The organism is Endothiovibrio diazotrophicus, from assembly GCF_054657215.1.
Genome location: NZ_BAAHXB010000036.1, coordinates 1 through 14,342 on the forward strand (window position 1 = coordinate 1; position 14,342 = coordinate 14,342).

Annotated in this window: 13 protein-coding genes; all 13 read left to right on the forward strand. The window is 65.5% G+C overall.

Features of this window, described 5'->3' with window-relative positions; all coding sequences use genetic code 11:
- The first annotated feature begins 140 nt into the window (after positions 1 to 140).
- A complete protein-coding gene (locus tag ACYQ2W_RS10945; protein WP_459866395.1) occupies positions 141 to 695 on the forward strand; it encodes a thioredoxin family protein in 555 nt (184 codons plus the stop codon).
- Between the two features lie 330 nt (positions 696 to 1,025).
- On the forward strand, positions 1,026 to 3,014 hold the full coding sequence (gene tkt / locus ACYQ2W_RS10950; protein WP_459866398.1) for a transketolase: 1,989 nt from the start codon (positions 1,026 to 1,028) through the stop codon (positions 3,012 to 3,014).
- 55 nt (positions 3,015 to 3,069) lie between these two features.
- Positions 3,070 to 4,074 carry a type I glyceraldehyde-3-phosphate dehydrogenase gene (gap, locus tag ACYQ2W_RS10955; protein WP_459866401.1) on the forward strand — a complete coding sequence of 335 codons (1,005 nt, stop codon included), beginning with the start codon at positions 3,070 to 3,072 and terminating at the stop codon, positions 4,072 to 4,074.
- Positions 4,075 to 4,352: 278 nt separating this feature from the next.
- Entirely contained in the window at positions 4,353 to 5,534 is a 1,182-nt protein-coding gene (locus ACYQ2W_RS10960) for a phosphoglycerate kinase (protein ID WP_459866404.1), read from the forward strand.
- An 81-nt stretch (positions 5,535 to 5,615) separates the two neighbouring features.
- The gene (gene pyk, locus ACYQ2W_RS10965) at positions 5,616 to 7,061 is read left to right on the forward strand and encodes a pyruvate kinase (protein WP_459866407.1); all 1,446 of its coding nucleotides are present in this window, start codon (positions 5,616 to 5,618) and stop codon (positions 7,059 to 7,061) included.
- 209 nt (positions 7,062 to 7,270) lie between these two features.
- The gene (gene fba, locus ACYQ2W_RS10970) at positions 7,271 to 8,335 is read left to right on the forward strand and encodes a class II fructose-bisphosphate aldolase (RefSeq protein WP_459866410.1); all 1,065 of its coding nucleotides are present in this window, start codon (positions 7,271 to 7,273) and stop codon (positions 8,333 to 8,335) included.
- Between the two features lie 137 nt (positions 8,336 to 8,472).
- Complete coding sequence (locus tag ACYQ2W_RS10975) at positions 8,473 to 8,799, forward strand: FitA-like ribbon-helix-helix domain-containing protein (RefSeq protein WP_459866413.1); 327 nt, start codon at positions 8,473 to 8,475, stop codon at positions 8,797 to 8,799.
- Positions 8,796 to 9,221: a type II toxin-antitoxin system VapC family toxin gene (locus tag ACYQ2W_RS10980; RefSeq protein WP_459866416.1), complete on the forward strand. Its 426-nt coding sequence runs from the start codon at positions 8,796 to 8,798 to the stop codon at positions 9,219 to 9,221. The genes ACYQ2W_RS10975 and ACYQ2W_RS10980 overlap by 4 nt, the downstream gene beginning before the upstream one ends.
- Before the next feature lie 49 nt (positions 9,222 to 9,270).
- Positions 9,271 to 9,654 carry a DUF6394 family protein gene (locus tag ACYQ2W_RS10985; protein ID WP_459866419.1) on the forward strand — a complete coding sequence of 128 codons (384 nt, stop codon included), beginning with the start codon at positions 9,271 to 9,273 and terminating at the stop codon, positions 9,652 to 9,654.
- Positions 9,655 to 9,774: 120 nt separating this feature from the next.
- Positions 9,775 to 11,460: a potassium channel family protein gene (locus tag ACYQ2W_RS10990; protein ID WP_459866422.1), complete on the forward strand. Its 1,686-nt coding sequence runs from the start codon at positions 9,775 to 9,777 to the stop codon at positions 11,458 to 11,460.
- Positions 11,461 to 11,587: 127 nt separating this feature from the next.
- Positions 11,588 to 12,646 carry a DUF2202 domain-containing protein gene (locus tag ACYQ2W_RS10995; protein ID WP_459866425.1) on the forward strand — a complete coding sequence of 353 codons (1,059 nt, stop codon included), beginning with the start codon at positions 11,588 to 11,590 and terminating at the stop codon, positions 12,644 to 12,646.
- A 67-nt stretch (positions 12,647 to 12,713) separates the two neighbouring features.
- Positions 12,714 to 13,145 carry a CoA-binding protein gene (locus ACYQ2W_RS11000; RefSeq protein ID WP_459866428.1) on the forward strand — a complete coding sequence of 144 codons (432 nt, stop codon included), beginning with the start codon at positions 12,714 to 12,716 and terminating at the stop codon, positions 13,143 to 13,145.
- A gap of 54 nt (positions 13,146 to 13,199) precedes the next feature.
- Positions 13,200 to 14,141 carry a prohibitin family protein gene (locus ACYQ2W_RS11005; RefSeq protein ID WP_459866431.1) on the forward strand — a complete coding sequence of 314 codons (942 nt, stop codon included), beginning with the start codon at positions 13,200 to 13,202 and terminating at the stop codon, positions 14,139 to 14,141.
- Positions 14,142 to 14,342 lie beyond the last annotated feature (201 nt).

The following is a 14,342-nucleotide window of genomic DNA, read 5'->3' on the forward strand; positions in this document are numbered from 1 at the left end:
GGTAGCGAATGTCGGATGGCGTGGCGAAAGGGGGATTTTGATGGGGTGGACGCTGGCGGTCCCTCGGGTGATAGTAGTCTCCATGCCGCTTCCGGTGATGTTGCCGGGTCAACGATGGATCGAGTATCAGGAGGTTTCGAATGGTTTCGCTGGAGACTCCCGTATGTGATTTCGGCAAGCCTGCCCCCGGCTTCGCCTTGCCCGATACGGATGGAAAGGTCTGGACGCTGGAGGAATGCAAGGGGGAGCGGGGGCTGTTGGTGATGTTCATCTGCAATCACTGCCCCTACGTCAAGGCGGTGCGCGAGCGGCTCGTGCGCGATACCCGCGAACTGCTCGATCACGGCGTCCGCTCGGTGGCGATCATGTCGAATGATGCGACCCAATATGCCGAGGATTCGCCGGAGATGATGAAGCGGGTGGCCGACGAGTTCGGTTTCCCGTTCCCCTACCTGCTCGATGAGAGCCAGGTGGTGGCCAAGGCCTTCGGCGCGGTCTGTACCCCCGACTTCTTCGGCTACAACGGCGATCTGGAGCTTCAGTACCGCGGCCGTCTCGACGCCTCGCGCAAGGAGACCGCCCCGGCCGAGGTGCGTCGCGACCTGTTCGAGGGGATGGTGGAGGTGGCGCGCAGCGGACGGGGGCCGGCCGAACAGATTCCGAGCATGGGGTGCTCGATCAAGTGGAAGGTGTAGGCCCGCCGAATGCCCCGGCGGTTCGCGCACGCCGCCTCGTGTAAGGGTTTCCACGAATTGGGTCCGGTCTTTAACACAAAATTATTAATTTTGAAAAATCAGATGGTTGCGAGGGTTATGCGTGGCAGCTTATGGGCCAATGAAATTCCGCGCGGTTGCCAAGATGGTTGATCTTGGTTTTTAATAACCGGCCGCTGTCCCCGTTCCGTTCGCGGGTTCGGGACAACTATCTGAGATTTCTCATAAAAAACCATCAGGCGCGGCAGCCGGCCCAGACCTTGGAATCGCCCCCTCGGCGGGGTGCCGACCACGCCGCAGAAGGAGAAACGCATGCCCTCGCGCAGAGAACTAGCCAACGCCATCCGTGCCCTCAGTATGGATGCGGTCCAGAAGGCCAATTCCGGCCACCCCGGCGCCCCGATGGGCATGGCCGACATTGCCGAAGTGCTGTGGAACGGCCACATGAAGTACAACCCCACGAACGCCAAGTGGGCCGACCGTGATCGTTTCGTTCTCTCCAACGGCCACGGCTCCATGCTGATCTACTCCCTGCTCCACCTCACCGGTTTCGACCTGAGCATGGATGACATCAAGAACTTCCGTCAGCTCCACTCCAAGACCGCCGGTCACCCCGAGTACGGCTACGCCGACGGTATCGAGACCACCACCGGTCCGCTCGGTCAGGGCATCACCAATGCCGTCGGCATGGCGATCGCCGAGCGCACCCTCGCCGGTCAGTTCAACAAGCCGGGGCACGAGATCGTCGACCACCACACCTACGTCTTCATGGGCGACGGCTGCCTCATGGAAGGTCTCTCCCACGAATCGTGCGCCATGGCCGGCACCCTCGGCCTCGGCAAGCTGATCGCCTTCTGGGACGACAACGATATTTCCATCGACGGCCACATCTCCGACTGGATGGAGAAGGACGTCGGCGGTCGCTTCGAGTCCTACGGCTGGCACGTGGTCCGCGACGTGGACGGCCATGACGCCGAGGCCATCAACGCCGCCATCGAGGCCGCCAAGGCCGAGGGCGCCAAGCCGAGCCTGATCTGCTGCAAGACCACCATCGGTTTCGGTTCCCCGAATCTGGCCGGTACCCACGATTGTCACGGCGCCCCCCTGGGTAACGACGAGATCGCCGCCACCCGTAATCAGCTGGGTTGGGCGCACGAGCCTTTCGTCATCCCCGAAGAGATCTACGCCGGTTGGGATCACAAGGCGGCGGGCGCCGCCGCCGAGGCCGATTGGCAGGCCAAGTTCGACGCCTACAAGGCGGAGTACCCCAGCGAGGCGGCGGAGTTCGAGCGCCGCATGGCCGGCACCCTGCCCGCCAACTTCGCGGAGGCGATGGACGCCTACATCGCCAAGACCCAGGAGGAGATGCCCAAGATCGCCTCCCGCAAGGCCTCCCAGAACGCCATCGAGGCGATGGGTCCGGTGGTGCCCGAGCTGTTCGGCGGTTCCGCCGACCTCACCGGCTCCAACCTGACCAACTGGTCCGGCACCGTGAAGGTGAACGCCGGCAACGCCAACGGCAACTACATCTCCTGGGGCGTGCGCGAGTTCGGCATGGCCCATATGGTCAACGGCATGATGTTGCACGGCGGCTTCCGTGCCTACAGCGCCACCTTCTTCATGTTCATGGAGTTCATGCGCAACGCCCTGCGCATGTCCGCCCTGATGAAGATCAACCCCATCTACGTCTACACCCACGACTCCATCGGTCTGGGCGAGGACGGCCCCACCCACCAGCCGGTCGAGCAGTTGGCCACCATGCGTGCGATCCCCAACTTCGAGACCTGGCGCGGCTGTGACGCGATCGAGTCCGCCGTCTCCTGGAAGGTGGCGATGCTGCGCGACAACGGCCCCACCGCGCTGGTCTTCTCCCGTCAGAACCTGACCCCGATGGCGCGTACCGCGGAGCAGGTGAAGGCGATCGAGAACGGCGGCTACGTGCTGAAGGATTGCGACGGTGACGCCGAGCTGATCCTGATCGCCACCGGTTCCGAGGTGGAGCTGGCCGTGAAGGCCGCCGAGGCGCTGTCCGACCGCAAGGTGCGCGTGGTCTCCATGCCCTCCACCTGCCGTTTCGATGCGCAGGATCAGGCCTACAAGGACTCCGTCCTCACCCCCGGCGTCAAGCGCGTCGCCATCGAGGCGGGCGTCGATCTGGGCTGGCACAAGTATGTCGGCCTCGACGGCGCCGTGGTCTGCATGACCTCCTTCGGTGAGTCCGCCCCGGCCGGCCAGCTCTTCGAGCAGTTCGGCTTCACCGTCGACAACGTGGTCGCCACCGCCAAGAAGGTGCTGGGCTGAGTCTCGGGCCGATTAGCGAATAATCATCAGATTTACTAGTAGGAGCATTGAGAACATGACTATCAAAGTTGGTATCAACGGTTTCGGTCGCATCGGTCGCATGGCCTTCCGTGCCATCGCCAAGGATTTCCCCGAGTTCGAGGTGGTCGCCATCAACGACCTGCTCGACGCCGACTACCTCTGCTACATGCTGAAGTACGACTCGGTCCACGGCCGTTTCGGCGGTGACGTGGCCCCCGGCGGCTCCGGCATGATCGTCAACGGCAAGGAGATCCGCCTGACCGCCGAGACCGATCCGGCCAACCTCGCCTGGGGTGATGTCGGTGTCGACATGGTGCTCGAGTGCACCGGCTTCTTCCTCACCGAGGAGGGCTGCCAGAAGCACATCGCCGCCGGTGCCAAGAAGGTGGTGATGTCCGCCCCCTCCAAGGACGCCACCCCGATGTTCGTCTACGGCGTCAACCACGAGGAGTACGCCGGTCAGGCGATCGTCTCCGCCGCCTCCTGCACCACCAACTGCCTGGCCCCGGTGGCCAAGGTGCTGCACGACAAGTGGGGCATCAAGCGCGGCCTGATGACCACCGTGCACGCCGCCACCGCCACCCAGAAGACCGTCGATGGCCCCTCCAAGAAGGATTGGCGCGGCGGCCGCGGCATCCTGGAGAACATCATTCCCTCCTCCACCGGTGCCGCCAAGGCCGTCGGCAAGGTGCTGCCCTCGCTCAACGGCAAGCTCACCGGCATGGCCTTCCGCGTGCCCACCTCCGACGTCTCCGTGGTCGATCTGACCGTCGAGCTGGAGAAGGACGCCTCCTACGACGACATCTGCGCCGCCATGAAGGCCGCCTCCGAGACCGCCGGGATCGGCGACACCCTGGCCTACACCGACGAGAAGGTGGTCTCCACCGACTTCCGCGGCGTCGGCTACTCCTCGATCTTCGACGCCGGTGCCGGCATCGCGCTGGACGGCACCTTCGTCAAGGTAGTCTCCTGGTACGACAACGAGTACGGCTACACCTGCAACATGATGCGCTTCGCCAAGCACGTCGCCGCCAACTAAGAGAAAAGAGTAAAGGGAAAAGATCAAAGCAAGAGGGCGAGGCGGCTTCGCCCGCCCTCTTGCCGGGATTTCCGCCCTTTGTCCTCGGTAAGAGAAAGGCGGCAAGGATAACGGGGCGAGGTCGAGGACTCTTCGGGGACCTCATCTCCTCTCCCTTTTATCTTTCCTCTTTTCTCTTTCCTCTCCACCAAGAGAGGGATTCGCCAAGGCGCGTGCCTTGCCAAATTCCTTTTTGCATCTTTCCTTTTGTTTTCGACCTTCGTCACGGAGTTCACACCATGGCCTTCATCAAGCTCACCGACCTCGACCTCACCGGCAAGCGCGTGCTGATCCGCGCCGATCTCAACGTGCCCGTGAAGGACGGCAAGGTCACCAGTGACGCCCGCATCACCGCCTCGATGCCGACCGTCGAGCACTGCGTCAAGGCCGGCGCCAAGGTGATGGTGATGTCCCACCGCGGCCGCCCCGAGGAGGGCCAGGTGGACGAGGAGAACTCGATGGCGCCGATCGCCGCCGACATGTCCGCCAAACTGGGCAAGGAGGTCCGCCTGATCAAGGAGTACCTCGACGGTGGCTTCGAGGTCGCCGAGGGGGAGGTGGTGCTGCTCGAGAACGTGCGTTTCAACGCCGGCGAGAAGAAGGACAACGAGGAGCTGGCGAAGAAGTACGCCGCCCTTTGCGACGTCTTCGTGATGGACGCCTTCGGCACCGCCCACCGCGCCCAGGCCTCCACCCACGGCGCCGGCAAGTTCGCCCCCGTCGCCTGCGCCGGCCTGCTGCTCGCCGACGAGCTGGACAACCTGGCCAAGGCGCTGGCCAACCCGGCCCGCCCGATGGTCGCCATCGTCGGCGGCTCCAAGGTCTCCACCAAGCTGACCGTGCTCGAAGCCCTCTCCGAGAAGGTGGACCAGCTGGTGGTCGGCGGCGGCATCGCCAACACCTTCCTCAAGGCGATGGGCAACAACGTCGGCAAGTCGCTGTGCGAGGACGACCTGGTCGACACCGCCAAGGCGTTGGTCGAGAAGATGAAGGGCCGTGGCGCCAACATCCCGATCGCCACCGATGTGGTCTGCGGCAAGGAGTTCTCCGAGACTGCCGAGGCGACCCTCAAGGCGGCCGGTGACGTCGACGACGACGACATGATCTTCGACATCGGCCCCGACTCCGCCAAGGAGTTGGCCGAGATCATCAGTAAGGCCGGCACCATCGTCTGGAACGGCCCGGTCGGCGTGTTCGAGTTCGACCAGTTCGGCGAGGGCACCAAGACCGTCTCCATGGCCATCGCCAACGCCGCCGGCTTCTCGCTGGCCGGTGGCGGCGACACCATCGCGGCGATCCAGAAGTACGACATCTACGACAAGGTCTCCTACATATCCACCGCCGGCGGCGCGTTCCTGGAGTACCTGGAAGGGAAGACCCTGCCCGCGGTGGCAATGCTCGAAGAGGCGGCCAACAAGTAAGGTCCCGCGACCTTCGGCGACACCTCGGCAGCGCGCGGCCACCGCGCGCCGCCGCCCCTCTTCCCTTCGAGCCAGACCACCATGCGCAGAACCAAAATTGTCGCCACCCTCGGCCCCGCCACCGACGACCCCAAGGTACTCGACGCGGTGATCGAGGCGGGCGTGGACGTGGTTCGCCTCAACTTTTCCCACGGCTCCCATGAGGAGCACCAGCGGCGCGCCGACGAGGTGCGCAACCGGGCCCGCGCCTACGGCCGCCAGGTGGGCGTGATCGCCGACCTGCAGGGGCCCAAGATCCGCATCGATCGCTTCAAGACCGGCAAGGTCCATCTCAAGGAGGGGGATCTCTTCATCCTCGACGCCGCCCTTGGTGTCAACGACGGTGACGAGACTCGCGTCGGCCTCACCTACAAGGAGCTGCCGCAGGACGTCAAGCGGGGCGACACCCTGATCCTCGACGACGGCGCCATCGTGCTGTGGGTCGACGACGTGACGGGCGAGCAGATCAACTGCCGGGTGGTGGTGGGCGGCGAGCTCTCCAACAACAAGGGGATCAACCGCCAGGGCGGTGGTCTCTCCGCCTCCGCCTTGACCGACAAGGACCGCGAGGACATCAAGGCCGCCGCGGCCATCGAGGCGGACTACCTGGCGGTCTCTTTCCCCCGCTCGGCCGACGACATCCGTCAGGCGCGCGAATTGCTGGAGGCGGCCGGCGGCCATGCCGGCATCATCGCCAAGATCGAGCGCGCCGAGGCCCTCGATAACCTGGAGGAGATCCTCGAGGTCTCCGAGGGGGTGATGGTCGCCCGCGGCGACCTGGGGGTGGAGATCGGCGACGCCGAGCTGCCCTTCGTGCAGAAGAAGATCATCAAGAGCGCCCGCTCCATGGACCGGGTGGTGATCACCGCCACCCAGATGATGCAGTCGATGGTGGCGAGCCCCATTCCCACCCGCGCCGAGGTGCTCGACGTGGCCAACGCGGTGATCGACGGCACCGACGCGGTGATGCTCTCCGCCGAGACCGCCGCCGGCCTCTATCCGGCGAAGGCGGTGGCGGCGATGGACCGGGTCTGCCGCGGCGCCGAGACCCATCGCGATACCCAGGTCTCCGGTCACCGCATGAACTACGAATTCAAGCGGGTCGACGAGGCGATCGCCATGGCCACCATGTACACCGGCAACCACCTCGGGGTGAAGGCGATCGCCGCCCTCACCGAGTCCGGCTCGACGCCGCTGTGGATGTCGCGCATCCGCTCCGGCATTCCGATCTACGCGATGACCCGCCACGTCCAGACCCGGCGCAAGGTGACCCTCTACCGCGGCGTCACCCCGGTCTCCTTCGAGGTCGATTCCACCGACCACGCGGTGGTCAACAAGGAGGCGATCGACGAGCTGGTGCGACGCGGCGCGGTGCGCAACGGCGACCTGGTGATCATCACCAAGGGCGATCTGCACGGCGTTCACGGCGGCACCAACGCGCTGAAGATCGTCCGCGTCGGCGACCTGGTCGAGCCGGGAGAGAGTTGAAGAAATTGAACCGCAGATGGACGCAGATTTTCGCAGATGAGTTCCCGACCCGATCTGCGGAAATCTGCGTTAATCTGCGGTTGATCCTCTTGATGGGGCGAGCTTTCGTCCTGCTCAGTGAGTTGATGTGCCTCGGAGAGGCGCCTAAAATCGACCGACTACATCACGCAACCTAAACGATCAGCAAAACACGAGGGAGAACCGACCCCATGGCCCTGATTTCGCTTCGCCAGCTTCTCGATCACGCCGCCGAAAACGGCTACGGCCTGCCCGCCTTCAACGTCAACAACATGGAACAGGTCAAGGCCATCATGGAGGCCGCCGCCGAGACCGACAGCCCGGTGATCCTGCAGGGCTCCGCCGGTGCCCGCAAGTACGCCGGCGAGCCCTTCCTGCGCCACCTGATCCTGGCCGCCCTGGAGGCCTATCCGCAGATCCCGGTGTGCATGCACCAGGACCACGGCGCCTCCCCCGCGGTCTGCGTCAACGCCATCCAGTCCGGCTTCAGCTCGGTGATGATGGACGGCTCGCTGATGAGCGACGGCAAGACCCCGTCGAGCTACGAGTACAACGTCGACGTGACCAAGCAGGTGGTCGACATGGCCCACGCCTGCGGCGTCTCCGTCGAGGGCGAGCTGGGCTGCCTGGGCTCGCTCGAGACCGGCAAAATGGGTGAGGAGGATGGCCACGGCGCCGACGGCGTGCTCGACCACTCCGCGCTGCTGACCGACCCCAACGAGGCCGCCGACTTCGTCAAGAAGACCAACCTCGACGCACTGGCGATCGCCATCGGCACCTCCCACGGCGCCTACAAGTTCACCCAGGAGCCTACCGGCAAGATCCTGCGCATCGACCGCGTCAAGGAGATCCACGAGCGCATCCCCGGCGTCCACCTGGTGATGCACGGCTCCTCCTCCGTGCCGCAGGACTGGCTCAAGATCATCAACGACTACGGCGGCGACATGGGTCAGACCTACGGCGTGCCGGTCGACGAGATCGTCGAGGGCATCAAGTCCGGCGTGCGCAAGGTGAACATCGACACCGACCTGCGCATGGCCTCCACCGGCTCGATCCGCAAGCACCTCAACGACAACAAGTCCAACTTCGACCCGCGCAAGTACTTCAAGGAAGCGCAGGACGCGATGAAGGGGATCTGCAAGAACCGCTACGAGGCGTTCGGCGCCGCCGGGCAGGCCTCCAAGCTCACCGCCATCTCCCTGGAGAAGATGGCCGGCCGCTACACCGCTGGCGAGCTGGATCAGAAGGTCAACTGATTTTTCGCCTTGGGGCGAAAAATCAGCAGGTGAAGAAGGGCGGGGTTATCCCCGCCTTTTTTTTTCGGCTGGGCCGTGCTCGCCACGATGTTATCCGGCATTCCCCCCCACGCACCGTGGAAGGTCGGGGCGCCGGGATGCTGCGAGAGAAAATCTGCCTTGAGTGTGTTGCAATCATTGATTACGCTTTGGCGGCGATGTTTTGGAGTACCTTGTTCATGGCCAGCATTACCGTTCGTAACCTGGAGACCGACCTGAAGGAGCGCCTGCGTCGCCGTGCGGCGGATCATGGGCGGTCAATGGAGGACGAGGTGCGGGAGATCCTGCGCACCACGTTGGCGGACGATCAATCCGCGCTCCATCCGGCGGAGGCGATCCGGCGTCTGTTCGCGCCCTTGGGTGGTGTCGATCTCGAGATCCCGAAACGCCAGCCGATGCGGGAACCTCCGGATTTTTCCCGGTGATCGTCATAGATACCAATATCCTTTCCGAGTTGATGAGGGCTGAGCCCAGCGGAATGGTGGTTCAATGGCTGTTCGATCAACCGGCCTCAAGCCTGTTCACCAGCGCGGTGACCGAAGCGGAAATCCTTTACGGGATATCGATACTTCCGATCGGGCAGCGGCGGAGCCTTCTCGAGGCCTCGGCCGAGAAGGTGTTTTCCAACGTCTTTTCCGGGCGGGTTCTGCCGTTCGATGGGGATGCGGCTCATGCCTTTGCGGAGATTGCCGCGAGACGCCGCGCCATCGGGCGTCCCATTTCCGAGTTGGATGCCCAGATTGCGGCTATAACCAAATCGAGGGGGGCGGTCGTCGCTACCCGCAACCAGAGCGATTTCGAAGAGTGCAGCATAGAGATCGTCAACCCGTGGAATATTCGTCACTGAACTCGGATCAAACCCGAGTTCCGCATAATCCTTTTCGTCAGAGGCACCCATGAACCCGGAAAAGGTCGTCTTCGGTTTCTTCATCGTGCTCGCCTGCACCCTCAACTTCGGGTTCTTCCTCGGCGAGTTCCACAACATCGAGCACCACCACGTCTTCGAGCTGTTCGCCGCCATCGTGGTCAGCCTGATCGCCACCGTGCTCAAGTTCGGCGATCGTACCCAGGTGGGGGCGGTGCTGCTGGCCACCTCCCTGGTGGCCGATCTCCAATTGATCGCCGCGGCCATCGTGTGGGGCTACGGGGTGCATGTCGTCGAGGGCGGGCTCACCCCCGAACTGGTCGCCTCCATCGTCTCGCTCTCCGGCGGCGCTTTGCTCGCCAACGCCACCTCGGTGGTGCTGCTGGTGGTCGAGACGGTGATGCTCCGCCGCTAAGATATTCAACCGCAGATTTCGCCGATTTACGCAGATTGTCGAATTTCCGGATCTGCGTTCATCTGCGAAATCTGCGGTTCATTCTTCCCGTCTCCTGATCGGCCTTTCCGCGTAACCCCAATGAGCAGCATCACCTCCCTGATCCTTCGCGGCATGCGCATGCCGCTGATCGCGCTGATCGTGGTCTATGCGGTCTCGGTGCTCGGGCTGGTGCTGATCCCCGGCCCCAACGGCCACCACGTCGACTTCTTCCACGCCTTCTACTTCGTCTCCTACATGGCGACCACCATCGGCTTCGGCGAGCTGCCCGAGGGGTTCACCATGGTCCAGCGGGGGTGGGTGCTGATCTCCATCTACCTCACGGTGATCAGCTGGCTCTATGCCATCGGCGTGATTCTCTCGCTGCTCCAGAATCCCGCCTTCAAGCGGGCGGTGGCCGAACAGCGGGTGGCGCGTAGCGTGCGCGCGCTGCGCCGGCGCTTTTTCCTGATCTGCGGCTACGGCGACACCGGATCGATGCTGATCGAGGCGCTCACCGCCCGCGGCCGGCCGGCGGTGGCGATGGACATCGACCCGGAGCGGATCACCTCGTTGGAGTTCCAGAACTACCCGATCTTCGTCCCCGGACTGTGTGCCGACGCCTCCCTGCCGGAGAGCCTCAAGCTGGCGGGGCTGGAGCACCCCCAGTGCGCCGGGTTGATCGCGCTGACCAACGACGACCAGGCCAACCTCGCCATCGCCATCGCCGGCAAGCTGCTGCGGCCGCTGCTGCCGGTGACCAGCCGCGCCGAGAGCCACGAGGTGGAGGCCAACATGGCCTCCTTCGGCACCGACCACATCGTCGACCCCTTCGACAGCTTCGCCCAGCACCTCGCCATGGCGATCCATTCGCCCGGGCTCTGGCTGGTCCACGAGTGGCTCACCGCGGTGCCCGACAGCACCCTGGTGGAGCCGCTCTATCCGCCCCGCGGGATGTGGGTGATCTGCGGCTACGGCCGCTTCGGCAAGGCGGTCAACGCCAACCTGCGCCGCCAGGGGGTGGAGACGGTGATCATCGAGGCCGCGCCGCAGATGACCGGCTGCACCGACTGCGTGGTCGGCAGCGGCACCGAGGCGCGGACGCTGCTCGCCGCCGGCGTCGAACAGGCGGTGGGGATCGTCGCCGGCACCAACGACGACCACACCAACCTCTCCATCGTGATGACCGCCACCGAACTCAATCCGCAGCTGTTCGTGGTGATGCGCCAGAACCGCCGCGCCAACGACGCGCTGTTCCAGGCGGTGGCCGCCGACCTGGTGATGCAGGCCAGCTCGATCATCGCCCACGAGATGCTGGCGGTGCTCACCGAGCCGCTGCTCGCCCGCTTCCTGTTCCTCGCCCGCAAGCGCGACAACGCCTGGGCCAACGAGTTGCTGGCGCGGATCAGCGCGGTGGTCGACGAGGTGGCCCCCGAGATCTGGGAGGTGGAGATCTTCCGCGAGGAGGCCGACGGCATATGCCACCTGCTGCGCGACGGCGTCACGGTGACCGCCGGCGACCTGCTGCGCGACCCCCGCGCCCGTCACGAGCGGCTGCCGGCGCTCCCCCTGTTGCTCGCCCGCGGCTATGAATACACCCTGCTCCCGGAGGAGGGGATGGAGGTCGAGCTGGGCGACCGCTGGCTCTTCTGCGGCGGCTCCGGTGGGGAGAGTGCGATGGCCTGGACCGTGCGCAATTACAACGTGGCCAGCTACGTCCTCACCGGCCGCGACCGTCCCGACGGTGCGGTGTGGCGCTGGTTGGAGGCACGCTCCGGCCGAGGATGATTGACGCGGAGGACGCAGAGACGCGGAGAACGCAAAGATAGAGAAAGAAAAACTCTGCGTTCTCTGCGTCTTTGCGTGCTCCGCGTTATTCTCGAGCGTCGGAATAAATGGTTGAAGGAGAGATCGAATGTCGAGAAGGGTTTGGGCCGCGCTGTTGTTGGGCGTCGGGATGGTGTCCGGGGTGCTGGCCGCCGGCAACGGGATGAGCGGGGGCGGCTGCGCGGCCGCCCTGCCGGCACCGGCGGCGGTGGCGCTGGACGAGGCGGAGCGCGCCAACCTGTTGCGCATGCGCGAAGAGGAGAAGATGGCCCGCGACCTCTATCTGCTGTTCTACGAGCGCTGGGGGCTGACACCGTTCACCAACGTGGCCGACGCCGAACAGCAGCACATGGACCGGATGCTCGCCCACCTCACCGCCCAGGGGCTGGAGGATCCGGCACCGGGCGAAAACGGCCGCTTCAGCGACGCCGCGATCCAGGCCCTCTACGACCGGCTGGCGGCCCGCGGCGAGGAGCGCGCCGAGGGGGCGCTGAGCGCCGCCGCCTACGTCGAGGAGATCGACATCCAGGATCTGCAGCAGGCGCTCGTCGCCACCGCCGATGCGGACCAGCGCCTCTCCTACGTCAACCTGATGACCGGCTCCTACCGCCACCTTCAGGCCTTCGTCCGCCAGCTCACCCGGCGCGGCGTCGCCTACACCGCCCAGGTGCTGCCGCAGGAGCAGGTGAGCTGGATCCTCGCCGGCGACTTCGCCCCCGACGGAGGCACCGCCCTGACCCTCGACGGCGGCCTCTCCGCCAGCTGTTTCATCCCGCTGCTGATCGCCGACGACGGGCGGGTCGGCGACGGCCTGGTGCTCGGCGAAGGCGAGGGGGTGGAACTCACCGTCGAGCTGCTCCCCGAGAGCGCCCATGTCGGTCTCGACGCCGAGCTGCTGGCGGTGGCCGCCCGTGGCGACGCCCTGTTCCAGCTCGACGACACCGCCCGCTGGCAGCCCTGGAACGGCGCCCTCGCCACCTTGGCGCCGTTGCGTACCAGCGCGCCCCTGGGGGCGGCGGAGCGCTATCGACTGCTCGACGGCACGCTTGCCGGCTACCCCGGCGACTACGCCGTCACCGTCGGCTACCGTCTGGGCGACGGCAGCGTCGTCACCAGCTCCGCGCCGCTGCGCTTCAGCGTCCGTTGAGCGCCGCAGCCGGCGGTGTCCGCACCGCCGGCTGCGGCCTTTTCATCCGCAAAGAGGCATCCGAGCGATGAGTGAACCCCCCTTCGAAAACCCCTCCGAGGCCACCCTGCGCCGCCTATTCGACGAGGTGAAACGGATCGCCGTGGTCGGCCTCTCGCCGAAGCCCGCCCGCCCCAGCTATTGGGTCTCCGAGGCGATGCAGGGCTACGGCTACGAGATCGTCCCGGTGCGCCCGGCCACGGAGGCGGTGCTCGGTGTCAAGGCCTACCCGACGCTCGCCGACGTCCCCGGCCGGATCGACCTGGTGGACGTCTTCCGCGCCCCCGAACACGTCGGCCCCATCGTCGACGCCTGCATCGAGCGCGAGGTACCCTACCTGTGGCTCCAGGAGGGGGTGGTCAACCCCGCCGAGGCGAGCCGCGCCGCCGCTGCCGGCATCACCGTGGTGATGGACCGCTGCATCTACAAGGACTATCTAGCCTTCGCCACGAAGAGCTGAAACGAAAAGGCCCCATGCTGGGGTCACCACCCGTCGAACCCGGAGGAACGACCCATGACCAACGACCGCCAGGGCCCGCCCGATCTCTCCGCCGTCGCCGGCCGCGCCAAGTCCGGCGTCGCCAAGCTGCTCGCCGTCGTCGTCGTGCTGGCGATCGCCTTCGCCTTCGGTAGCCACTTCTGGGTCACCGTGCCCCCTGGCTACGTGGCGGTGGCTACGCTGTTCGGCGACGTCAAGCCCGAGCCCTATCAGGAGGGGCTCCACGTGCCGGTCAACCCGCTCTACCACTGGTACTTCTACGACACCCGCGAGAAGACCCACAAGGAGCAGGCCGCGGTCCCCTCCCAGGACCAGTTGCTGACCCGCGTCGACGTCAGCGTGCAGTACCGCATCAACCGCAACTTGGCCGCCAGCATCCTCAAGGAGACCGGCACGGTGGCGGACGCGATCAACGTCCACCTGGTGCCCAAGCTGCGCTCGCTGCTGCGCGAGCAGGGCAAGACCATCAAGCGTGCCGAGGACTTCTTCACCGAGGAGACCCAGGGGCGGCTGCAGACCTCCCTGGAGGAGGGGCTGAAGAGCTACCTGGCGCCGAAGGGGATCGAGGTGAGCGCGGTGCTGCTGCGCGACATCACCCTGCCGCCGTTCATCGTCAAGGCGATCGAGGCGAAGAAGGAGCGCGAGCAGGCGGTGGAGAAGCAGAAGGCGGAACTGGAGCGCTTCCGCCAGGAGCAGCAGCAGAAGATCGCCCAGGCCCAGGCCGAACGGCAGGCGGCCGAGGAGCAGGCGGCGAAGAAGCGGGTGCTCGCCGACGCCCAGGCCTACGAGATCAGCAAGGTCAACGAGGCGCTGGGCGACAGCCCCGCCTACGTCAAGCTGCGCGCCCTGGAGGCGCTGCAGTCGATCTCCAAGGACCCCGCCTCGAAGATCTATTTCCTCAACGGCGACTCGCCCAGTCCGCTGCCGCTGATGCACATGGGCGATATCCCGCGGTGAACTCCGCGGGCTCTGGGTGGGCGGCGTAGGGTGGGAAGAGCGCAGCGAAACCCACCGAGACGCCCTTTTCCATTTTCTCCGCTGGTTTGAATCGAACCCCGCCGGCAGGCTTCGGTGTTTCGACACGGCGCCCGCGGGGCACCCTCAATCGGTGATTTCATCGGTGCCATGGGGTGTTTTGCCCATCGGTGCCGATGGGAT